The sequence below is a fragment of the Stutzerimonas balearica DSM 6083 genome (genome assembly GCF_000818015.1).
Lineage (GTDB): Bacteria > Pseudomonadota > Gammaproteobacteria > Pseudomonadales > Pseudomonadaceae > Stutzerimonas > Stutzerimonas balearica.
The window spans coordinates 1217877-1239497 of sequence record NZ_CP007511.1 but is presented as its reverse complement, the minus strand read 5'-3'; the positions used below and the strand labels follow the sequence as shown (position 1 = coordinate 1239497).

14 protein-coding genes and 1 pseudogene are annotated in these 21621 nt (G+C 69.0%); 8 read left to right on the top strand and 7 right to left on the bottom strand.

The features are described from left to right. Positions 1-8: 8 nt before the first annotated feature. From CL52_RS05590 to CL52_RS05575, 4 genes are read right to left on the bottom strand one after another with little or no spacing between them, the layout of a single operon-like run. Positions 9-3110, bottom strand: coding sequence for a non-ribosomal peptide synthetase (locus tag CL52_RS05590; protein WP_043219023.1), 3102 nt, complete (start codon positions 3108-3110; stop codon positions 9-11). Beyond that, on the bottom strand, positions 3107-3973 hold the full coding sequence (locus CL52_RS05585) for an isochorismatase family protein (RefSeq protein ID WP_043219022.1): 867 nt from the start codon (positions 3971-3973) through the stop codon (positions 3107-3109). Before CL52_RS05585 ends, CL52_RS05590 begins: the two co-directional genes overlap by 4 nt. A gap of 11 nt (positions 3974-3984) precedes the next feature. Then, on the bottom strand, positions 3985-5610 hold the full coding sequence (locus CL52_RS05580) for a (2,3-dihydroxybenzoyl)adenylate synthase (RefSeq protein ID WP_041107311.1): 1626 nt from the start codon (positions 5608-5610) through the stop codon (positions 3985-3987). Then, positions 5607-6779, bottom strand: a complete 1173-nt coding sequence (locus CL52_RS05575; RefSeq protein WP_235366400.1) for an isochorismate synthase — start codon at positions 6777-6779, stop codon at positions 5607-5609. Before CL52_RS05575 ends, CL52_RS05580 begins: the two co-directional genes overlap by 4 nt. 212 nt (positions 6780-6991) lie before the next feature. Between CL52_RS05575 and CL52_RS05570 the strand changes: the two genes are divergently transcribed. Continuing rightward, the gene (locus tag CL52_RS05570) at positions 6992-8455 is read left to right on the top strand and encodes a sialate O-acetylesterase (RefSeq protein ID WP_043219020.1); all 1464 of its coding nucleotides are present in this window, start codon (positions 6992-6994) and stop codon (positions 8453-8455) included. 84 nt (positions 8456-8539) lie between these two features. Here CL52_RS05570 and CL52_RS05565 read toward each other — a convergent pair whose 3' ends face one another. The 3 genes and pseudogenes from CL52_RS05565 to CL52_RS05555 form a co-directional block, all read right to left on the bottom strand. After that, positions 8540-9529 carry a potassium channel family protein gene (locus CL52_RS05565; protein WP_235366399.1) on the bottom strand — a complete coding sequence of 330 codons (990 nt, stop codon included), beginning with the start codon at positions 9527-9529 and terminating at the stop codon, positions 8540-8542. A gap of 153 nt (positions 9530-9682) precedes the next feature. Continuing rightward, positions 9683-10384, bottom strand: coding sequence for an SDR family NAD(P)-dependent oxidoreductase (locus CL52_RS05560; RefSeq protein WP_043219018.1), 702 nt, complete (start codon positions 10382-10384; stop codon positions 9683-9685). Positions 10385-10401: 17 nt separating this feature from the next. After that, positions 10402-11708 (bottom strand): annotated as a pseudogene (locus tag CL52_RS05555) (ABC1 kinase family protein). A 193-nt stretch (positions 11709-11901) separates the two neighbouring features. Between CL52_RS05555 and CL52_RS05550 the strand changes: the two are divergent. The 7 genes from CL52_RS05550 (at position 11902) to CL52_RS05520 (ending at position 21546) form a co-directional block, all read left to right on the top strand. Then, positions 11902-12900: a DMT family transporter gene (locus tag CL52_RS05550; protein WP_200889410.1), complete on the top strand. Its 999-nt coding sequence runs from the start codon at positions 11902-11904 to the stop codon at positions 12898-12900. A gap of 161 nt (positions 12901-13061) precedes the next feature. After that, on the top strand, positions 13062-13895 hold the full coding sequence (locus CL52_RS05545) for a class I SAM-dependent methyltransferase (RefSeq protein ID WP_043219017.1): 834 nt from the start codon (positions 13062-13064) through the stop codon (positions 13893-13895). A gap of 226 nt (positions 13896-14121) precedes the next feature. Beyond that, a complete protein-coding gene (locus tag CL52_RS05540; protein ID WP_043219016.1) occupies positions 14122-15669 on the top strand; it encodes an ABC transporter ATP-binding protein in 1548 nt (515 codons plus the stop codon). Positions 15670-15680: 11 nt separating this feature from the next. Continuing rightward, entirely contained in the window at positions 15681-16778 is a 1098-nt protein-coding gene (locus tag CL52_RS05535) for an ABC transporter permease (RefSeq protein ID WP_043219015.1), read from the top strand. Between the two features lie 92 nt (positions 16779-16870). Further along, positions 16871-17797: an ABC transporter permease gene (locus CL52_RS05530; protein WP_041107323.1), complete on the top strand. Its 927-nt coding sequence runs from the start codon at positions 16871-16873 to the stop codon at positions 17795-17797. A gap of 71 nt (positions 17798-17868) precedes the next feature. Next, positions 17869-18549, top strand: coding sequence for an SDR family oxidoreductase (locus CL52_RS05525; protein WP_043219013.1), 681 nt, complete (start codon positions 17869-17871; stop codon positions 18547-18549). A 1641-nt stretch (positions 18550-20190) separates the two neighbouring features. Further along, a complete protein-coding gene (locus tag CL52_RS05520) occupies positions 20191-21546 on the top strand; it encodes an 8-oxoguanine deaminase (RefSeq protein ID WP_043219011.1) in 1356 nt (451 codons plus the stop codon). Positions 21547-21621: the final 75 nt, after the last annotated feature.

Below are 21621 nucleotides of genomic sequence, written 5' to 3'. Positions count from 1 at the left end.
GCGCTCCTTCACCAGACCAGCTCCACCTGCTCCTCGGGCTGTCGCAGGCGGCCATCGAGGAACCGGCAGAAGTCGCCCAGCACCGGGTGATCAAAGACATCCGAAACCTTGACCGCCATGCCGAACTCGGCGGCCAGGCGATTGACGATCTGGATGGTTTGCAACGACTGGCCGCCGAGCTCGAAGAAGTTGTCCTGCACGCCGAGGCCGCCGACGCCGAGGATCTGCTGCCAGATCGCCGCGACCCGGCGCTGGGTGGCATCGTCGAGCGTCTCGCCACGCGCGCCTTCGAGGTAGTCGGCACGCAAGCGCCGGCGATCGAGCTTGTTGCTGGCCGTGCGCGGTAGCAGCCGGTAGTGACGCCAGTCGCTCGGCACCATTGCCGCCGGCAGGCGCCCGGCGAGCGCCCGGCGCAGGCCGCGCAGGTCGTCGCATGGCCCGCCGACAAAAGCCACCAGGCGACGCAACCCGCCTTCGAGTTCGAGGCCGATCACGCAGGCCTCGTCGACACCGTCGAGCGCCAGCAGCGCCGCCTCCACCTCGCCGGGCTGGATGCGGTATCCGCTGATCTTGAATTCGTTGTCCAGCCGGCCGAGGTAAACCAGCCGTTCGCCGACGCGCCGCACACGGTCGCCGGTGCGATATACGCGCTGCGGCCGATCGCCGATGTGCAGCTCGCCGAACGCCGGCGAGTCGCTGTTCAGGTAGCCCTCGGCAAGCTGGGCACCACACAGCACCAGCTCGCCCTCGCCAGCCGGACGATTCCCGCGCTCGAGCACCAACGCCGCAACAGCGGCCAGCGGATAGCCGATGGGCAAGGCCGAGCCGTCGGCCGGGTAGCCCTGCAGATCACAGCTGGTGGCCACCACCGTGGCCTCGGTCGGGCCATAGGTGTTGATCAGCCGGACGCGCCCGCCCGCCACCTGTTGCCAGGCCACCAGCTGTTCGGGGTGCACCGCCTCGCCACCGATGATCAGTGTCGACAGCGCGGCCGGCACGCCGACCTGGCCGCTGCGCAGGGCGACCACCCATTCGTTCCAGAAGGCCGTGGGCAGGTCGGCAACATCGATCGCCAGCGTTTCGAGCCCTTCGACGAAGGCGCCGACCGATTCGAGCAGGGCGTCGTCGCGCAGCACCAGCGTGGCGCCGGCAGCGAGGCTGACAAAGATCTCCTCGATGCTGGCGTCGAAGTTGAACGGCGCGAACTGCAAGACGCGCAAGCCGGCCTGGATGCCATAACGCAGGCGCGCGCCCTGCACGAAGCTCGCCAGCGCAGGGTGCCCTACGGCCACCGCCTTGGGCGTGCCGGTAGAGCCGGAGGTGAACATCAGGTAGGCCAGTTCGCTCGCGGCCGGGGCGAGCGGGCGCCGCCCACCCTCGGCCAGCGGCCCGAAGAGGTCGATGGGGCCGTCGAAGACCGTGGCCAGGCGGTGCTGGTAAGCCGCTTCGGTCACGACCCGCGCGAGCGCTGCCGCCGAGCAGATCAGCCGTTGGCGCTCGTCAGGCTGCGCCGGATCGAGCGGTACATAGACGGCGCCGGCGAGCATCACCGCCAGCGTTGCGACGATGGCCGCCGGGGTGCGCGAGAGCATCACCCCGACCCGCTCGCCCGGCTGCACGCCCGCCGCCTGCAACGCCGCAGCGACCTGCTCGCTCCTTGCCAGCAGCTCGGCGTAGGTCAGGCGCACGTCGCCCTGCTCCAGCGCGATGCGCCCGGGGGCGGCCTGCGCCTGCCCGCGCACGGCATCGAGCACCGGCAGCGCGGCATCGAGCGCGGCACGTTCGTCAGCCGGCGCGCACAACAGGTGCCCGGCACGGCGCGCGGCGAAGAAGCGCTGCAGGGCCTCTCCGTGCGCCAGCTGCGGCTCGCTCAGCCAGTAAGCCAACAGGCCGAACAGCTCGTCCTGCAGCTCGCCGAGCTGAGCCTGGCAATAGCAGGCGGGGTTGGCGTCGTAGGCGAACTCCGGCACGCCGTCGGCGCCCACCAGCACTTCCAGGGTGAGGTCTTCGACCGGGCCGGCACTGAGGTTCAGCGTCCGCGCAGCCAGGTCGCCGTATTGCAGCGGGCGGTCGAACGGCATGATGTTGACCAGCGGCCCGAACAGCCGCTGCTCGCCGCCGACCCGGCCGAGATCGCGCCGCAACGCCTCGTAGCGATAGTGCTGGTGACGGCGGTCGCGGCGTCGTTGCCGGGCGACCTGGCGCACACAGGCTGCCAGGTCTGCCGTCTCTGGCAGCGCCAGCACCAGCGGCGCGATGTTCATCTGCATGCTGGGCACGTTGCATGAGGCCGAGCCGATGCGATTCATCACCATCAGGCCCAGTACCTGCACCGGGCTGCCGCTGGCCTGGCCGAGCTGGGCGGCGAGCACGGCCAGCAACAGATCGGCCCAGCCGATGCCCTGTTCCGCGGCGTAGGCCTGCAACCCTTCCCAGAGCGGCGCGGGAAGGCGTTGCGTGTGACGCAGGAAGGCCGCGGCGATCGGCGCGACGCGGTCACTGAAGCTCGCCGGCTCGGGCAGCCCGGCCAGCTGCTCGCACCAATAGTGCCGCGCCTGCTCCAGCTGCCCGCCGGCGCTGCGCGCGGCCTCCTCGGCGTGCACCTCGGCCAGCTGGCCGAAACGGCTGGCCGGTACCGCTACGCCGCGCAGCCGCGCGTCATAGTGCTCGGCAATGCGCTGGAACAGCAGGTTGCTGCCGTAACCGTCGAGCGCAATGTGGTGCACACAGCTGTAGAGGTAGTCGCCCGCCTCACCCTGCAGCAGGGCGAAGCGACACGGCCGGCCGCTTTCCAGCTCGAGCGGCCGGCGAATGTCGGTCAGCGCCCAGGCGCGTACCCAGGCCTCGGCGTCCGCCTCGGCAGGGATGGCGAGGCGCTGCACCTCCAGCGGCAGCGCAGCGGGCTGGAAGAAGGCGGCGTCGCCGCTGCGCACGAAATGTCCGCAGAGCGCCTCGCAGTCGTCCACCGCCGCCCGCAGCGCCTCGAGCAAGACCTCGGTCCGCACCTTGCCGGCAAAGGCGATGCACTCGGCGGTGTTGAACATCGCCCGGTCCTCGTTCAGCAGGTAGGCCGACCAGAGCCCCTGCTGCGGCACGCCGAGCGCAATCATGCGGCACCTCCCTGCGCCTGGATCAGCGCCCACCAGCCATTGAGCGTCGGCGTGCGCGCCAGGTCGGTGAAGGTCAGCTCCAGGCCGCGCTCGCGCCATTCGCTGAGCAGGGTCATGACCTGAATCGAATCGAGCCCATAGTCGAGCAGGTTGGCATCGGCATCGAACGGCTCGTCCACCTCATCGAGCAGCTCGAGCAGGCGCGCCTGCAGCGCCTCGCGACTGAATGCGCCCCTGCTGCCGAGGCTCAGCACTTCGCGGCAGGCGAGCACCTTGCCGCAGCGCCCGGCGACATAGTCCAGCGCCATGCGGTGCTCGGCCGCGCTGAAGTCGGCGATGCCATCGGCCAGGAGAAAGGGCTGCACGTCGCGCATGAAGGCGTCGCAGGCGGTCATCAGGCAGCCGATGTGGCCATAGACGCCGCCGATGATCAGCTGGTCGCGACGCAGCTCGGCGAGCAGGTGCTCGAGCGGCGAGCGCTGGAAGGCGCTGTAGCGCCACTTGGCGAGCACCGTATCGCCGGCCTGCGGGGCCAGCCCGGCGACGATACCCTGGCGCGTGGGTGCACGCGTCAGGCCCGGGCCCCACAGGTCGTTGAGCAACGCGCGGTCGGCGGCCGCCTGCTCGCCCGGCTGCGCGGTGTAGATCACCGGAATGCCGAGCGCCCGGCAATGCGCGCACAGCGCCGCCAGGCGCTCGACCAATGCGGCGACGAAGGGGCTGTCCGCGCCCCAGAAGTCGAGGAAGTAGTCCTGCATGTCATGAATCAGCAGCGCCGCGCGCGCCGGTTCCAGCGTCCAGTCGACGCGGTTGGCCGCCCATTCGGTAGGCACGGCATAGGGCATGAGCGAGGGAATGGCCATCAACGAAATCCTTATTCGGGGGTACAACGCCGGGCAGCGAGCAGCCGGCGCAGCTGGGTCTTGTCGAGCTTGCCCACCGCCGTGGTGGGCAAGGTTGCGAGGCGCTCGAAGCGGTCGGGGAGCTTGTAGTCGGCCAGCCCCTGCTCACGCAGGAAGCGGCGCAGTTGTGAGCCCTTGAGCGCAGGGTCGGTACTGGCGATGAATGCGCAGCTCTTCTCGCCCATGGCCTCGTCGGGCATGGCGACCAGCGCCGCATGGGTGACGGCCGGATGGGCCAGGAGCAGGTTTTCCACCTCTTCGGCCGCGATCTTTTCGCCGCCGCGGTTGATCTGGTCCTTGATGCGCCCGACCACCACCAGATAGCCGTCGGCCCGCTGCTGCACCAGGTCGCCGGAACGATAGAAGCCCTCGGCATCGAAGGCGCTGGCGTTGTGCGCGGGCGCCTGGAAGTAGCCACGGATGGTGTAAGGGCCGCGTGTCAGCAGCGCGCCGGTCACGCCGGGAGGCACCGGCTGGCCATCGCGATCGACCACCCGCAGCTCGTCGTCCGGGCTCATCGGCTGCCCCTGGGTGGCGAAGACTCGTTCGTCGTCGTCCTCCAGCCGGGTGTAGTTCACCAGCCCTTCGGCCATGCCGAAGACCTGCTGCAGGCGGCACCCCAGACGCTCCGGCACCTGCCGCGCCTGAGCTTCGGGCAGGCGCGCGCCGCCGACCTGCAACAGCGAAAGCGAGGCCAGCTCCGCCCGATGGCGTGGCGCGGCCTGCAGCCAGAGCGACAGGGCCGGCGGCACCAGTGCGGCGACGTTTACCCGGTGCCGCGCAATCAGCGGAAAACAGGTCGCCGGCCCGGGGTCGGGCGCAAGCACCACGCAGCCACCGGCAACGAACACACCGAGCGCGCCCGGCGAACTCAGCGGGAAGTTGTGCGCGGCGGGCAGCGCGCAGAGGTAGCGCGTGTCGGCATCGAAGCCGCAGATCTCCACGCTGCGCCGCACGCTGTAGTAGTAGTCATCGTGCGTGCGCGGGATCAGTTTCGGCGTGCCGGTGCTGCCGCCGGAAAGCTGGAAGAACGCGACCTCGCCGGCCGGCGTCGGGCACGGCGCCCGCTCGGGCACCACCGGGTCGAGCCAGGCGCGCAGGTCGATCATCGCGTCGTCGGCACCGGCAAGCAGCACGCTGTCGAGGGTCGGCACCCGCGTCATCAGCGCGTCGAGAAAGGCGTCGTCGGCGAACAGCGGGTGCGCGCGGCTGGCGATCAGCAGGCGCGGCTGGATCTGCTCGGCATAGGCACTGAGCTCCACGCGGTTGTGGCTGAACAGCGCATTGACCGGCACCACACCGACCTTGAGCAGGGCGAAGAACACCACATAGAACTCCGCCTGGTTGCCCAACTGCACCAGTGCGCGGTCGCCCCAGCCCAGCCCCTGGTTGGCCAGGCGCTGGGCGAGGTTGCCGGACAGCGCCTCGAGTTCGGCGTAGCTGAGCCGGCGCTCGCCGTCGAGCACCGCGGTCGCTGCAGGCCGCTGTTGCGCCTGGCGGCTGAGCAGGTGGCAGAGCGGCTCGCCGAGCCAGTAGCCGGCGCGGCGATACCGCTCGGCAAAGGCCTGCGGCCAGGGCGTGAAGGGCACCAGGCTCATGCCGCGCCCCCCTCGAGCCCGAAGGCCGCCAGCATGGTGCCGAGCTTGGTCGTGGTTTCCTGCCATTCCTGTTCCGGCGAGGACGCGCTGACCACGCCGGCGCCGGCGAACAGCCGCACCTGGCGCCGCTCGATCACGCCACAGCGGATCGCCACGGCCCATTCCCCGTTGCCGGCGGCATCGCACCAGCCGACGATGCCGCCGAACACGCCGCGGTCGAACGGCTCCAGTTCGCCGATCAGACGCTTGGCGACGTCGGTGGGAAAGCCGCACAGCGCAGGCGTCGGGTGCAGGCGACAGGCCAATGTCAGCGCCGACTGCTCGGCCTGCAGCTGGCCTTCGATACGGGTCGCCAGGTGCCACAGCTTGCTCGTCGCGAACAGCGACGGCTGCGCCGGAATGACCAGGCGCTCGCACAGCGGTGCCAGTTGCCGGCGGATCTGCTCGATGACCAGGCGATGCTCGTGGCGATCCTTGGCCGAGGCCAGCAGGCGATCGGCCGCGGCGTCGTCGGCATCGACGTCGCGCTGGCGCCGTGCCGAACCGGCCAGCGGATGCGTCAGCACCTGCCGCCCGTCCTTGCGCAGCAGCAGCTCCGGGCTGGCGCCGACCAGCACACCGCCTTCGGGCAGCCCGACGCAGAAGTGATAGGCCTCCGGGTTCTGCCGGCGCAGGCGCTGGAACAGCGTCGGCACACAGGGCGCGCGCTCGAACTCCAGGCGCAGCAGGCGCGCCAGCACGGTCTTGCTCAAGGTGCCGCGCTGCAGGTGCTCGAGCGCCTGGCGCACGCCGGCCTCGAACCCGGCGCGATCGGGCTGCGCCTGGCAGCTGCGCGGCTGCCCGCAGGGCAAGCCGCAGACTGCCGTCGGCGCGGGGCTCGGCGGTAGCCTGACCAGATGTTCGGGAATGAACAGCCGCGAGGGCTGCGTCTTGTCGAAGGGGATCACACCGACGGCGGTCGGGTTGTCGAGCCCGGCAGCCCGGGCCCGGCCGAAGGCGTCATGCAGGGCCGCGCCGAGCGCCTCGCCTGCGTCGCCGGCCGGCTGGTCGATCGTCTCCAGGCAGCCCGCGGCTTCGAGACCGCCGACCGGCGAATAGAATCTGAAACCAAGCGCCACTGTCGGCCCTGCCTGGGCCATCGGGGCAACCGCGTGAGCGAGTGCGTTCACCGCTTCCTCCACCATTAATCTAAATTAGAATTGTTCTCATTAGTGATACGGGAAGCGAATCTAGACCTGCCTGGCGGATGCGTCAAATTGTTTCTGAGGTTGATTTGCACCCATTCGGTGCAGGCCAATAGCCATCAACAAGGCCAGCAGCAATCGAACTAGTGCCAGCGAAAAGCGTCGAAAAACACCCGATCATTCGACAAGGTTGCTTTATGGATCGCTGCAGCCCGCCCCTTGCCCTCACCCTTTCGCTGTTGCTCGCCGCGCCGCTCGCGGCCAGCGCCGACGACCTGCGCACGCGCGATGCGCGCAACAAACGCGAAACCGCCGAGCGCCTCGCCGCCGAGAATCGCTACAGCGAGCCGCTGACCAGCCGCTACAACCACGTGATCACCTACGGCCAGTCGCTGGCCTCGGCCGCCGAAGGCTGGCCGGCCCTGTCGGTCGAGCCGCGCTACGACAACCTGATGCTGGGCCAGGCGACCCGCTCGGCGGCGTTCAGCGGGGCGAAGTTCGCGCCTGTCGGCCAACCGACCTTCACGCCGCTGCGCGCGGTGGTTCAGCGCAAGAGCGACGCCGCGCAGCTGCTGGCCAGCGCGGAGGTGCGGCAGCTGGACGCGCATGCCCAGGAAGAGGGTGAGTCGGTGGAAGTCGGCGCACTCAACCTCGCGCGCCGCCTGTATCTGCAGCAGCACAAGCTCAAGGCCGACCCGCAGCACCTGTTGCTGGCGAGCAACGCGGCCACCTCGGGCCGCTCGATCGCCCAGCTGTCCAAACGCGACGGCACCGGCGAGTACGAGCGCGCCACCCAGGCCATGCGCGAAGCCAAGCGCGTCGCCGGTGCCGAAGGCGGCAGCTACGCGGTCAGCGCGATCTTCTGGCTGCAGGGCGAGTACGACTACAGCGAGACCAATGGCGGGCGCAACGACAAGGCCTACTACAAGGACAAGCTGCGCCGGTTGCGCGACGACCTGGACATGGACGCCATGGCGATCAGCGGCCAGCAGCGCCCGCCGGCGTTTCTCAGCTACCAGACCGATGCCAAGTCGTCGGTGAAGGACGGCTCGCTGGCGGTCGGCATGGCCCAGTGGGAGCTGTCCAAGGAAGAGCCGGGCTGGTACCTGGTCGGGCCGGTCTACCCCTACACCGACAAGGGCGTGCACCTGTCGGCGAACGGCTATCGCTGGTTCGGCCAGATGCTCGGCAAGGTCTATCAGCGCGTGGTCGTCGAGCGCAAAGGCTGGGTGCCGCTGGCCCCACGCAGCGCGACCGGCTCGGCTCGCCAGGTGCTGATTGACTTCCAGGTGCCGCATCCACCGCTGGTGTTCGACGAGCCCTACCTCGGCCACCAGGCGCGCGAAGTGAAGAACAAGGGCTTCATGCTCCACGACGACAAGGGCGAGGTGCCCATCGAGGCGGTGGACCTGGCCGCCGACACCATCGTGCGCCTGCGCACCGCGCGGCCGATGGTCGGCCAGCCGCGCGTCAGCTATGCCAGCTTCGGTGTCGGCGGCGCCGGGCAGCTGCGCGACAGCGACACGCTGCGCGCCGAATCGAACTATGAGTTCCGCCCCGGCATGCAGCCCGAGGAAAACATCCCCGCGCTGGTGGACAAGCCCTACCCGCTGCACAACTGGAGCATTGCCTTCGAGATCCCGGTCGGCAGCGACACCTGACCGTGCAGGGCGCGGCGCCGGTGTCGGCTGGCATGCCGCCCGGCGCTCGTCATTGGCCTCTGGCAAAACGCGACCGCGATCGCCTCAGCCTGGCGCAGCGGCCTGCCGGTAGATGTGCCGCCAGTTCCAGCCGTCGGCGACGAGCAAGGCGCCCAGCGCCTCGCGGCGTGCCGCTGCCGCCTGCTCGCATGGCCGATAAGCCGACTCGTCGATGGGGATGCCAGCGGCCTTCAGCGGCGCCAGGTCCGCTGGCGGCTCTGCCCGAACGGCCTGCGGATCGGCCGGGTGGCTCTGCAGCATTTCGATATGGCGGTCGAGCGCCTTGCGCAGCATCCGGCGCTTCAGGCGGTTCTGCGGCACCTGTGGCGGAAGGCTTTCGAGCATTCGCACCGCCTCGTCGAGGATCACCAGCGCCGGAACGACGCTCCTTTGTGCATCGCAGTTGTGGAAGCAATGGATGACGGGATAGGCATGGTGGTTGAGCGTGTGCTGTACCAGCAGTTCGCGCAACTTGTCCGCGTTGTCGTAGAAGCCGGAGAAATCCGCGCCGTTCCAACTGTTGATCAGCAGCTCCTGCGGCGATCGCCCCAGGCTGTTGATCAGCAAGCCGAGCTGATTCTGCAGGTTTACCGCCGACAGCACCGGAACGATGTAGGTGATCGCGGCGGTGATGAAGGTCAGGCCGCAGAACGCCGCAGCACTGGACAGTACCCGCCAGCCATCGCCGGCTGCGACATAGTCGCCGACACCCAGTGTCGAAAGGGTGAAACCGGCGTAATAGAGCGTTTCCCACAGGTCCGCCGGCATTCGGGTGTTGCTTGAAATCACCGAGCCGGGGCTGGACGCCAGGACCAGGAACAGACTCGCCCAGAGCGCCAGAATCCAGCTGGCCAGCACCGCCAGCAACACGCATTGCCCGCTGTACTCGAGCAGTCTCGACTCTCCCCTGCAGTCCGCAGCGACGAAGAAACAGGCCCTGACCGAGCGGGCGACGGCGTTGGTAAGCAGGCCACCGCCACGCGTGGACAGCGTGGTCTTGGTGATATCCATCGCGGTGAACAGAAACAGCAGCACGCCAAGCAGAAAAATCCTGGGAAACCGCACAGGCTCCAGTGGACCGGGTTTCCATTAGGGAGCGGCGGCGCGGCACAAGTTCAGCTCACCGGCCGCACGTGGCCGGCGAGGCGCCATGCCCGCCGGCTCTGCCAGCGGATACCGGCATGGCCGCTACCAGGGCAACGGCTGCCCGTCATAGGCGTGAAAACTGCCGCTCGCCTCGGGGCCAAGGCTGTCGATCACCCGCAGCAGATCGTGAGCCGCCACGGCCGCCGGCCGGCCGATCTCGGCGCCACGAAACGGCTGCGAGAGGGCCGAGTTCACCGTACCGGGGTGCAAGGCCAGCAGCACCGCGTTCGGCTGGCTGCGCCGCACCTCGATGGCTGCCGTTTTGATCAGCATGTTCAGTGCGGCCTTCGAGGCGCGGTAGCTGTACCAGCCACCGAGGCGGTTGTCGCCGATACTGCCGACCTTGGCCGAAAGCATCGCCAGCACACCGCGCTGACGGTCGAGCAACCCGCAGAAGTAGCGCAGCAGCAGCGCAGGGCCGAAGGTGTTGACCTGGAACGTGGCCAGCAACTGCGCCGGGTTCAGATCGGCCAGGCGCTTCTCCGGCATGAAGGATTCGCCGTGCAGCACGCCGGCAGCATTGACGATCAGCTGGAACGCCCCCTGCCCGGCCAGCTCCGCCGCGGCCCGCTCGATGCTCGCCGGCTCGGCGAGGTCGAGCGCCGGCTGCGTCGCGCGACCGAGTTCGACCACCTGCGCACAACGCGGGTCCTCGCGCAGGGCCGCGACCAGCGCCGCGCCGATGCCACCGGATGCACCGATGACGAGGGCGCGATAGCCCGAAGGAAAAGACTGCATCTGCATTTCGTGCTCCAGTGTCATCAGGTTTGCGGGTGCCGTGCGTCCTGCTGCCAGCGTTCGATATGTCCGGCCAGGATATCGGCGATGGGCAGGCGGGCGCCCAGGCGGTAAAGGTTCCAGTAGTGGCCTTCCAGCGTGCGATTGATCAGCAGCGTGCCGGAGGCCGGTTGCAGGCTGCCGAGCGCAGACATCAGCAGCGGAAACAGCTCGGAGAGGCGCTGGTGCAGCGCCGCCTGGCGGAAGTCCCAGTGCACGCCGGGTTGCAGCAAGGGGTGCAGCATCAGGTGGATGCGGCGATACAGCCCGTGCGGCGGCGCACTACCGGGCTGGCGGCCGCCGAGCAGCTGAAAGCCCGCTTCCAGTGCCTCGCCCGACGGCCCGCGCAGGGCCTCGAAGATCCGAACATAACCCTCCAGCAGGCGCGGCTCGACGCACAGCACGCTGCCGAAATCGTAGACCAGAAGCTCACCCGCCTCGCGCCAGGCGAGGTTGCCCGGGTGCGGATCGGTATGCAGCCGCCGCAGGCCGAAGGCCTGCTCGGCCAACCAGCGACACAGCGTCTCGGCCAGGCGCTGGCGCAGCTCGGCCGGTGCCTGCTCGATGTCTGCGAACGAGCGGCCCGGCAGCTCCTCGAGCGCCAGTACGCCCGGCCGGCAGAGTTCTGCCACGGCGAACGGCATACGGACATCCGGCCAGCTTTCGAAGTGGCGGCCGAAGGCCTCGAGGTGGCAACGCTCGCGGTCGTAGTCCAGCTCCTCGTCGATGGCTCGCTGCAGCTCGGCGTAGACGGCCTCCAGCCGCGCCGGCGGCGTGCCGAACAGACGGCCGAGCGGCATCAGCCGACGCAGCTGCCGCAGATCGGCGTCGCAGATGCTGCGGATGCCCGGATACTGGATCTTCAGGATCAGCGCCCTGCCCTGCCGATCGCGCGCGCGATGCACCTGGCCCAGCGAAGCGGCCGCGCACGGCTGTGCCTCGATCGTCTCGAACAGCGCGTACAGCTGCCCCTCATAGAGCCGCTGCAGGTTTGCCTCCAGCGCGCCGAACGGCAGCGCCGGCACCTGATTCTGCAGGCGCGCCAGCGCGGCGCTGACCGGCCCGGGCAGCACGTCCTGCCACTGCGAAGCCTGCTGGCCGAGCTTGAGGACCGGCCCCTTCATCTGCCCGAGCGCATCGCCCAGCAACGCGCCGACCGGTTCCCAGTCGACCCGCGCCCGCCCGGGCGTAATGCGTTGCACGAGCAGGCCCCGGCGATCCGCGCCCCGGTGCCGCCCAGCTGCAGGAAGCGCCCGAGCGCCGACGCCGAGGGGCGTGAAAATCGAGACATGCAGGCCACCAGGCGACAGGCAAAGGCTGATCATGAAACAGCCCGGGCAACGATCCAAGCGGCAATGCTTGCCGCTTGTTGCGCGGCGGAAAGCCGAGTTCATCGAGCGCCTGGCCATCCCGGTACAGGCGCCCGGTTTACCACCAGGTGGCCACCGCGGCGCCAGCGGCCGCAGCGGCTCAGGCCGCCGTTCATGGAACCGAACGGACGCCAGGCCCCACTCAGAGAGAACACCCCGCCGCTGCTGCGCCGGGAAGTTGAGCTGAAAACACGGGGTTACATGATGACGCAGCACTCACCCGCCACCGAACGCAGCGCCTCGGCGAGCCGCGGGCCGCTGCTGGTCGTGCTGGCGGCGCTATGCTGGGGGCTGTCGGGCGGCATGGGCGGCATGCTCACGGCGCAAGGCTGGAGCCCGCTGGTGGTCTCGCTCTACCGCGGCGCGATCGGCCTGCTGGTGGTCCTGCTCTGGCTTGCCCTGCGTCCGGGCGGAAGCGGCCTGACCAGCGGGCGCCTGTGGTGCTGGGCGGTCGTCGCCGGGCTCGGCGTCGCCGGCAACTTCTCGTTCTATTTCCTGAGCATCGCGCACGGCAGCGTCGCGGTGGCGGCGACCCTGATGTACTCGGCTCCCGTGTTCGTCTACCTCGTTTCCTTCGCCTGCCGGCTCGAGCGACCCACGCGCGGCAAATGGGCCGCGATTGCCATGGTCATGCTTGGCATCGTGCTGCTCACGGGGATCCACGAGGCCGGCGCCGCAGAGGTCACGCCCATCGCCGCGGGGGCCGGCCTGCTTTCGGGGTTGTCCTATGCCGTGTTCATTTTCGGCTTCAAGTACGCCGCGCCACACGGCAGCCCACAGGCGATCCTGGCGATAGCCTTCGCGGTGCTCGTCGGGCTGCTCGTCTGGCCCGCCGACGCGGCACAGATCGCCGCCGTGCCGGCGGCCCCCAGTTGGCCGCTGTTCATGACGCTCGGCGTGCTGGGCGCCGGGCTGTCGTTCGTGCTCTACCTCCAGGGGCTCCAGCACACAGCCCCAGCGGTAGCCTCCGTGGTGGCCATGGTCGAACCCGTCACCGCTGCGCTGTTCGGCGTGCTGGTGCTGAGCGAGCGCCTGGAGCTCGCGCAGGTACTGGGCACGACGCTGATCCTGATCACGGTGACCGCGCTGAGCCTGCAAGCCAGGCGCGACTGACCAGCCGGCATTCGAAGCAAGGCTGCGCCCGCCGCTTCGCCGAGCCGCCGTAGCGGCACCCTCAATGGCGCCGCCACCAAGCGCTCGACACGGCTGTGATAGACGCGCCAGGCTACGCTTTAACGGCTCATAGCCATGCCAGCCAGCGAGGAACCCTGGCCATGTCGAACCCGATCCACGATGCCGTCCAGGCGCACTACCGCGCCGCCGACCTGGGCGATGCCATCCTCGCGGCACTGGAAAAGGCAGGCAAGGACAGGGATCGGCTGAAGCCCGAGGACCTGGCGCCTGTCGATGCCTTTCACATCCGCGGGAGGGCGGCGACGCTCGAACTTGCCCGGGCGGCCGGGCTGCACGCCGGACAGCAGGTGCTGGATGTCGGCAGCGGCATTGGCGGCACCGCGCGCTGCCTGGCCAACGAGTTCGGCTGCCGGGTCATCGGCGTCGATCTCACCGAGGAGTACTGCCGTGCCGCCACCCTGCTTTCGGCAACCGTAGGGCTTGGCGATCTCGTGCAGTTCCGCCAGGGCGACGCGACCGCCCTGCCATTCGAAGACGCCACCTTCGACGTGGTCTGGAGCGAGCACGCGGCGATGAACATCGCCGACAAGCCGCGCCTGTACCGCGAGATGCACCGTGTGCTGAGGCCCGGCGGCACGCTGGCGATCTACGACATTCTCGCCGGCCCAGGCGGGCCGGTGCTGTTTCCCGTGCCCTGGGCACGCACGCCGGAGACCAGCTTCCTGGTACCGCCCAACGAACTGCGGCACCTGCTCGAAGATGCCGGCTTCAGGATCGCCGACTGGGTCGACACCACCGATACCGCACGTGCCTGGTTCACCGCGCTGGCCGAACGGATCGCGCGCGAAGGCCTGCCGCCGCTGGGTTTTCACCTGCTGCTGGGCAGCGATTTCCAGGCGATGGCACAGAACCAGCGGCGCAACCTCGAAGACGGGCGGATCGAGCTTGCGCAGGTCGTCGCCGTCCGCGACTGAGGCATCGCTGCGCAGGCGCGGCCGCCCGCTGCTCGGCCGCTGAACGCCCTGCACCGTCCGGGTGCAGGGCCGCCCCGCGCCCCGCACCAGCAGGCAGCACGCCAGCGGCAAGTGCCGGTCCGCTCCTGCACGCCGCCCAGGCCGGAGTGCCCCTGCTCCGGGATTTCCTGACCTTGTGGCCAGCTTTTTGCTTTTGTCGGCTCATCCTCTGTCACGAGCGCCGACCATGTCTGCCACATCCACCGCCCGCCTCGACCTGCGCGGCATTACCAAGCAATACCCCGGTTGCCTGGCCAACGACCGTATCGACCTGACGATCCAGCCCGGCGAGATCCACGCCCTGCTCGGCGAGAACGGTGCCGGCAAGAGCACCCTGATGAAGATCATCTATGGCGTGGTGCAGCCCGACGCCGGGCGCATTGTCTGGGAAGGCGAGCCGGTGAGCATGCGCGACCCGGCCCAGGCGCGCGCCCGCGGCATCGGCATGGTCTTCCAGCATTTTTCCTTGTTCGAGACGCTGACCGTGGCCGAGAACATCGCCCTCGCGCTGGGCCCCGACGGCGGTACGCCGCGCCAGCTCGAAGCCCGAATCCGCGAGGTTTCACAACGCTACGGCATGCCGCTGGAGCCGCAGCGGCGGGTGCACAGTCTGTCGATCGGCGAACGCCAGCGCGTCGAGATCGTGCGCTGCCTGATGCAGGACATCCGCCTGCTGATTCTCGACGAGCCGACCTCGGTGCTCACCCCGCAAGAGGCCGAGGAGCTGTTCGCCGTGCTCCGACGGCTGGCCGCCGAGGGCTGCAGCGTGCTGTTCATCAGCCACAAGCTGGGCGAGGTTCGTGCGCTCTGCGGGCGTGCCACGGTGCTGCGCGGCGGGCGTGTCTCCGGCAGCTGCGTGCCGAGCCAGTGCAGCGACCTGGCGCTGGCCCGGCTGATGGTCGGCGACGCCGAAGGACTTGAGGCCGAATACCCCAAGGCCGAGGGGCGCGCGCCCTTCCTGCGCCTGGAGCGCCTGGCCTGGACCAATGCCGATCCGTTCGGCGTCTCGCTCGAGGACGTCGACCTGGAGGTCTGCGCCGGCGAGATCGTCGGCATCGCCGGGGTCGCCGGCAACGGTCAGGACGAACTGCTCGCCCTGCTCAGCGGCGAGCGCAGGCTGCAGGGTACGGATGCCGAACGCATTCGTTTTCTCGGCGAGCCGGTCGGCCACCTGCGCCCCGACCAGCGTCGGCGCCACGGGCTGGCGTTCGTCCCCGCCGAGCGCCTCGGACACGGCGCCGTGCCGGGCATGAGCCTGGCCGACAACGGCCTGCTCAGCGCCTACCAGCAGGCCGGCATGCTGCGTCACGGGCTGATCCAGCGCACGCAGGTGCGCGCCTTCGCCGAGCAGGTGATCAGCCGGTTCGCGGTAAAGACGCCGGGCGCCGACGCCCCCGCGGCCAGCCTGTCGGGCGGCAACCTGCAGAAGTTCATCCTCGGCCGCGAGATCCTTCAGCAGCCCAGGCTGCTGATCGCCGCCCACCCGACCTGGGGCGTGGATGCCGGCGCCGCGGCCGCGATCCATCGCGCGCTGATCGCGCTGCGCGATGCCGGCGCGGCGATCCTGGTGATCTCCGAGGATCTGGACGAGCTGTTCCAGATCAGCGACCGCCTCGCCGCCCTGTGCGAGGGCAGGCTTTCGCCGCAACACCCGACACGCGCCTGCACGCCGGCCGACGTCGGGCGCTGGATGGCCGGCCAGTTCGACCAACCCACCCTTTTCAACGCTGCCTGACGAGCCCCGCCATGCCCATCACCCTTCAACCGCGCGGGGCCGAGTCCCGCGCCATGCTCTGGCTTTCCCCGCTGCTGGCCGCCCTGCTCACGCTCGCCAGCGGCGCCCTGCTGTTCGCCCTGCTCGGCCACCCCCCGCTGCAAACGCTCAAGGTGCTGCTGCTCGACCCGGTCAGCGATCTTTACGGGGTTTCCGAACTGCTGGTCAAAGCGCTGCCGATCCTGCTCTGCGCGCTGGGCCTGGCGGTGGTCTACCAGGCGCGCATCTGGAACATCGGCGCCGAGGGCCAGCTGCTCATCGGCGCGCTGGCCGGCAGTGCGCTGGCCGTGCACATCACCGACTGGGATTCGCGCCTGGCGCTGCTGCTGACGCTGCTGCTCGGCATTCTCGGCGGCGCCGCCTGGGCCGGCCTCTGTGCCTGGCTGAAGACGGCCTTCAACGCCAACGAGATCCTCACCAGCATCATGCTCAACTACATCGCGCTGAATCTCTTGCTGTTCGCCGTGCACGGGCCGCTGAAAGACCCGGACGGCTACAACTTCCCCGAGTCGGCGATGTTCGGCGACGCCACGCGCCTGCCCGAGCTGATCGACGGGCTGCGCGTACACGCCGGTTTCTGGTTTGCGCTGCTGGCGCTGGTTGCGGTCTGGGTGCTGCTGCACAGGAGCTTTCTCGGCTTCCAGATCAAGGTGCTCGGCCTGGATCGCAAGGCCGCCGGCTTCGTCGGCTTCCGTGACAGCAGGCTGGTATGGATTGCGCTGCTGATCAGCGGCGGCCTCGCCGGGCTGGCCGGCGTCGCCGAAGTCACCGGGCCGATCGGCCAGCTGGTGCCGCAGGTGTCACCGGGCTACGGCTATGCGGCGATCACCGTGGCCTTTCTCGGCCGGCTCAACCCGCTCGGCATCGTCTGCGCCAGCCTGCTGATGGCGCTGCTCTACCTCGGCGGCGAGAACGCGCAGATGGCGGCCAACCTGCCGCAATCGATCACCCAGTTGTTCCAGGGCATGGTGCTGTTCTTTCTGCTCGCCTGCGACGTGCTGATTCGCTACACGCCGCGGCTGAAGTGGAGTTGGACGAAGCGCGCGATTGCCACCGAGGCCCCGGCCTGAACACGAATCTGCGGGCGCGGCCCTGCACGCGACCGCTGTTACCGCTTCGCAAGCAAGCGCACGCCTGCCACGGCCCACACATAGGATTCCCCATGGATCTCGACCTGCTGACCAACATCCTTTACGCAATGATCCGCACCGGCACGCCACTGCTGCTGGTCGCACTCGGCGAGCTGGTCTGCGAGAAGACCGGCGTACTCAACCTCGGCCAGGAGGGCATGATGCTGTTCGGCGCGGTGGTCGGTTTCATCGCCGCCTTCGCCACCGGCAACCTCTGGCTTGGCGTGCTCATGGCCTGCCTGGCCGGCGTGCTGCTGTCGCTGCTGTTCGCCTTTGTCGCCCTCGGCCTGGCCGCCAATCAGGTCGCCACAGGCCTGGCGCTGACCATTTTCGGCGTCGGCCTGTCGTCGTTCGTCGGCGCCGCCTGGGTCGGCAAACCACTGGCCGGCTTCGAGCCGATCGCCATTCCACTGCTCGGCGACCTGCCGCTGATCGGCCGCATGCTGTTCGGCCAGGACCTGCTCGTGTACCTGTCGTTCGCACTCTTCGCCCTGGTCGCCTGGGTGCTGCTCAGAAGCCGTATCGGGCTGATCATCCAGGCCGTCGGCGAAAACCCGGACGCCGCCAGTGCCATGGGCCTGCCGGTGTTGCGCGTGCGCACCCTGGCGGTGATGTTCGGCGGCGCCATGGCAGGGCTCGCCGGTGGCTACCTGTCGCTGGCCTATACACCGATGTGGGCGGAAAACATGACCGCCGGGCGTGGCTGGATCGCCCTCGCCCTGGTGGTGTTCGCCAGCTGGCGCGTCGGCCGCGTGCTGCTCGGCGCCTATCTGTTCGGCCTGGCGAGCATCCTGCACCTGGTCGTGCAAGGCATCGGCCTGGCGATCCCGGGCAATCTGCTGGCGATGCTGCCCTACGTGGCGACCATCCTGGTGCTGGTGCTGCTCTCGCGTGATGCGATCCGCACGCGGCTGTTCGCGCCGGTCTCCCTTGGGCAGCCGTGGAAGATCGGGCACTGACGGCACCCGGCTCGCCAAAGCCGCGGTGCTGGGCCAGACTGCCTGACCGAGCCTTTTTCAGGAGACCCAGCATGACCCGAACCGTCCTCATCATCGGCGCCTCGCGCGGCCTCGGCCTGGGCCTGGCCCGGCAGTTCAGCAGCGAAGGCTGGGAGGTGATCGCCACCGTGCGCGACCCGGCGCGTGCCGAGGCGCTGCGTGCGCTGGGCGGCGTGCGCATCGAGGCACTGGACATGGACGATGCCGCCAGCCTCGAACGCCTGGCCGAACGCCTCGCCGGCACCCGCCTGGATGTGCTCTACGTCAACGCCGGCATCGCCGGCCCGCAGGGCAAGCCGGCTACCGCGGCGAGCCAGGCGGAAGTCGGCGAGCTGTTCTTCACCAACGCCGTGGCCCCGGTACGCCTGGCCGAACGCCTGCTGCCGCTGGTCGACCCGGCGCAGGGCGTGGTCGTGTTCATGAGTTCGATCCTCGGCAGCGTCGAAACCGGCCCCGGCATGGGCATGGACCTCTACGGGGCGAGCAAGGCGGCGCTCAATCACCTGACGCGCACCTTCGTCGCCGGGCTGGGCGAAACCCGCCTGACGGTGCTGTCGATGCACCCGGGCTGGGTGAAGACCGACATGGGCGGCGACCAGGCACCGCTGGACGTGGAGACCAGCGCCCGCGGGATGGTCCAGCAGGTGACCCAGGCGATCGGGCAAGGGGGGCATCGGTACATCGATTACCAGGGGGAGCGACTGGCCTGGTAGGACGCGCTGCGCCTGCGCTGACGGCGCGGCCGATGCCGGGTTGGCCGTGCGTGCTGGCAGTGCTGTGGCGCGAGGGGCCGCGCGCTGTGGCAATGCGCGCGGCCTGCGCTGTGGGTCGCGCCTCTCGTGGCGACTCGTCTTCGGCGGGCTGGATGAGAGCCGGAGGGTGGAAAACCGCGCAGCGTTTCCCACCACAGGCGGCATTCAGGTTCATGACTAACGCCGCGCTTTCCTCGCGCGTGCTACAGGTTGCAACGAGGAAAGCGCCCCCTGCATCCGGCCCTGCACGCGCAGGGTTCGTTCGCTCATCGCCGCTCCGGGAGTCGGTTCACAGGGCCATCCGTGGCCCTTTAAGCGGGGCACCTCAGCCCTTTCGCAACGATTCCGCTCACCCTCCTGAAGGGGGAGTCGGGTGCTGCCCGCCAGGCCGTGCAGTAAAGCGAAAGGCAAAAGCAAACCGAGCAAAGCCAGCCGCATTCCTTCAGGCGACTCGGCCCCCCCTCCCCCTTCAGGAGGCCGAACGCCGGCGTTGCGCAGGGGGACGCGAGGCATGGACGCCGAGCGAGGAACGAAGGGGCAGGGACGCCCCTTCGTGACGTGCCCCCGGAGCAATGCCGGCGTGAGGGGAGTCTGGTCGCATAGCGACCAGACCCGGATGCAGGGGTGGCCTTCTGTTTGGTTACTTTTTCTTGGCCAGACAAGAAAAAGTGACGCGCCGTGAGAGGCGCAACCTGTACTCCCCGCCGAGGAAAGCGTTACGCCAGGCGCTCAGATACACGCCACCCCGGTGGAAAACGCTGCGCGGTTTTCCACCCTACGGTTCTCACCCTCCTGAAGGTGGACTCGGGTGCAGCCCGCCAGGCCGCGCAGTAAAACGAAGAGCAAAAAGGCAAACCGAGCAAAGCCAGCCGCATTCCTTCAGGCGACTCGCCCCCCCTACCCCTTCAGGAGGCCGAACGCAGGCGTTGCGCAGGGGGACGCGAGGCATGGACGCCGAGCGAGGAACGAAGGGGCAGGGACGCCCCTTCGTGACGTGCCCCGGAGCGGCGCCGGCGTGAGGGGAGTCTGGTCGCAAAGCGACCAGACCCGAATGCAGGGGTGGCCTTCTTTTTGGTTACTTTTTCTTGGCCAGACAAGAAAAAGTGACGCGCCGTGAGAGGCGCAACCGGTAGTCCCCGCCGAGGAAAGCGTTACGCCAGGCGCTCAGATACGCGCCACCCCGGTGGAAAACGCTGCGCGGTTTTCCACCCTACGGCTCTTCTGACCAGAAAAGAGAACGTGACGCGCCGTAAGAGGCGCAACCGGTAGTCCCCGCCGAGGAAAGCGCTACGCCAGGCGCTCAGATACGCGCCACCCCGGTGGAAAACGCCGCGGTTTTCCACCCCACGAGAGCTTGCTGGCGAGATAAAACGAGGCGCCCGAGCCGGTACGTCCTATCGCCCATGCCGGGCGAAAGCGCCGCCCCCTGAGCAAACACCGCACGCCACCATTCGCGGGCAGAGACTCAACCCCCTGTGACAAACCCACCCCAAACCCTTTATCTTCCTCCCCGGCGCACGGCTTGCCCGCGCCCCCTGGATCAGCAGACAGGGCATAACTGAGCTGGCTACTCTGAACTCAACCCTCAGGAGAAAGCCGGCCATGCCTGCTGACCGTATCTGGATCAAGAATCCCCTTGCCCTGTTCACCGCCAACGACACCCACGCCCCCGGCGGGCTGGTGGTCGAGAACGGCGTCATCGTCGAAATGCTCGCCGCCGGGGCCTCGCCCGCGCAGCCGGTGAGCGAGACGTTCGATGCCCGCGAGCACGTCGTGCTGCCGGGGCTGGTCAATACCCACCACCACTTCTACCAGACGCTCACTCGCGCCTGGGGCCCGGTGGTCAACGAGCCCTTGTTCAACTGGCTGCTGACCCTCTACCCGGTCTGGGCGCGGCTGACGCCGCGGGCGCTGGAGCTGGCGAGCCAGGTGGCGCTGGCCGAGCTGCTGCTGTCGGGCTGCACCACTGCCGCCGACCACCACTACCTGTTCCCCGCCGGCCTCGAGGAAGCGATCGACATCCAGGTCGAGGCAGTACGCGCGATGGGCATGCGCGCGACCCTGACGCGCGGCTCGATGAACCTGTCCAAGGAAAACGGCGGCCTGCCCTGCAAGAGTGTGGTGCAGGACGCCGAAACCATCCTCGCCGACAGCGAGCGGCTGATCGACCGCTACCACGAGCGCGGCGACGGTGCGCAGATCCAGATCGCCCTGGCGCCCTGCTCGCCGTTCTCGGTGACTACCGACATCATGCGTGCCTGCGCGGAGCTGGCCGAGGCGCGCGACGTGCGTCTGCATACCCACCTGGCCGAAACGCTGGACGAACAGGAGTTCTGCGCGCAGCGCTTCGGCATGCGTACCGTGGACTACCTGCAGAGCGTCGGCTGGCTCGGCCCGCGGACCTGGCTGGCCCACGGCATCCACTTCAACCAGGTGGAGATCCACCGCCTGGGGGCGGCCGGCGTCGGCATCTGTCATTGCCCGAGCTCCAACATGCGCCTGGCCTCGGGCATCTGCCACACGCTGGAACTCGAGGACCAGGGCGCCATCATCGGCCTGGGCGTCGACGGCTCGGCCTCCAACGATGCTTCGAACATGATGCTCGAGGCGCGCCAGGCGCTGTTCATCGGGCGCCTGCGCTACGGCGCCGAGAAGATCACGCCAGAGAAGGTGCTCGGCTGGGCGACCCGCGGTTCGGCACGCCTGCTCGGGCGCCGCGACATCGGCAAACTGGCGGTCGGCAAGCAGGCCGATCTCGCCCTGTTCAAGCTCGACGAACTGCGCTTCTCCGGTAGCCACGACCCGATCGCCGCGCTGCTGCTGTGCGCGGCCGACCGGGCCGACCGGGTGATGGTCGGCGGGCGCTGGCGGGTGATCGACGGCCAGATCGAAGGGCTCGACGTGGCCGCCCTGATCGCCGAGCACAGCCAGGCGGCCCGGCAACTGATCGCCGGCTGAAGCGGCGGCCCGCGTGGAAAAGCGCTTCGCGCATTTTCCACCCTACGGGGTGGCACCCTCATGTCCGTAGGGTGG

Excerpts from the sequence above, each read along its gene's own strand:
- CL52_RS05590 (WP_043219023.1), bottom strand. The coding sequence starts at position 3,110 with ATGATTGCGCTCGGCGTGCCGCAGCAGGGGCTCTGGTCGGCCTACCTG.
- CL52_RS05585 (WP_043219022.1), bottom strand. The coding sequence starts at position 3,973 with ATGGCCATTCCCTCGCTCATGCCCTATGCCGTGCCTACCGAATGGGCG.
- CL52_RS05580 (WP_041107311.1), bottom strand. The coding sequence starts at position 5,610 with ATGAGCCTGGTGCCCTTCACGCCCTGGCCGCAGGCCTTTGCCGAGCGG.
- CL52_RS05570 (WP_043219020.1), top strand. The coding sequence starts at position 6,992 with ATGGATCGCTGCAGCCCGCCCCTTGCCCTCACCCTTTCGCTGTTGCTC.
- CL52_RS05560 (WP_043219018.1), bottom strand. The coding sequence starts at position 10,384 with ATGCAGATGCAGTCTTTTCCTTCGGGCTATCGCGCCCTCGTCATCGGT.
- CL52_RS05550 (WP_200889410.1), top strand. The coding sequence starts at position 11,902 with ATGGAACCGAACGGACGCCAGGCCCCACTCAGAGAGAACACCCCGCCG.
- CL52_RS05545 (WP_043219017.1), top strand. The coding sequence starts at position 13,062 with ATGTCGAACCCGATCCACGATGCCGTCCAGGCGCACTACCGCGCCGCC.
- CL52_RS05540 (WP_043219016.1), top strand. The coding sequence starts at position 14,122 with ATGTCTGCCACATCCACCGCCCGCCTCGACCTGCGCGGCATTACCAAG.
- CL52_RS05535 (WP_043219015.1), top strand. The coding sequence starts at position 15,681 with ATGCCCATCACCCTTCAACCGCGCGGGGCCGAGTCCCGCGCCATGCTC.
- CL52_RS05530 (WP_041107323.1), top strand. The coding sequence starts at position 16,871 with ATGGATCTCGACCTGCTGACCAACATCCTTTACGCAATGATCCGCACC.
- CL52_RS05525 (WP_043219013.1), top strand. The coding sequence starts at position 17,869 with ATGACCCGAACCGTCCTCATCATCGGCGCCTCGCGCGGCCTCGGCCTG.
- CL52_RS05520 (WP_043219011.1), top strand. The coding sequence starts at position 20,191 with ATGCCTGCTGACCGTATCTGGATCAAGAATCCCCTTGCCCTGTTCACC.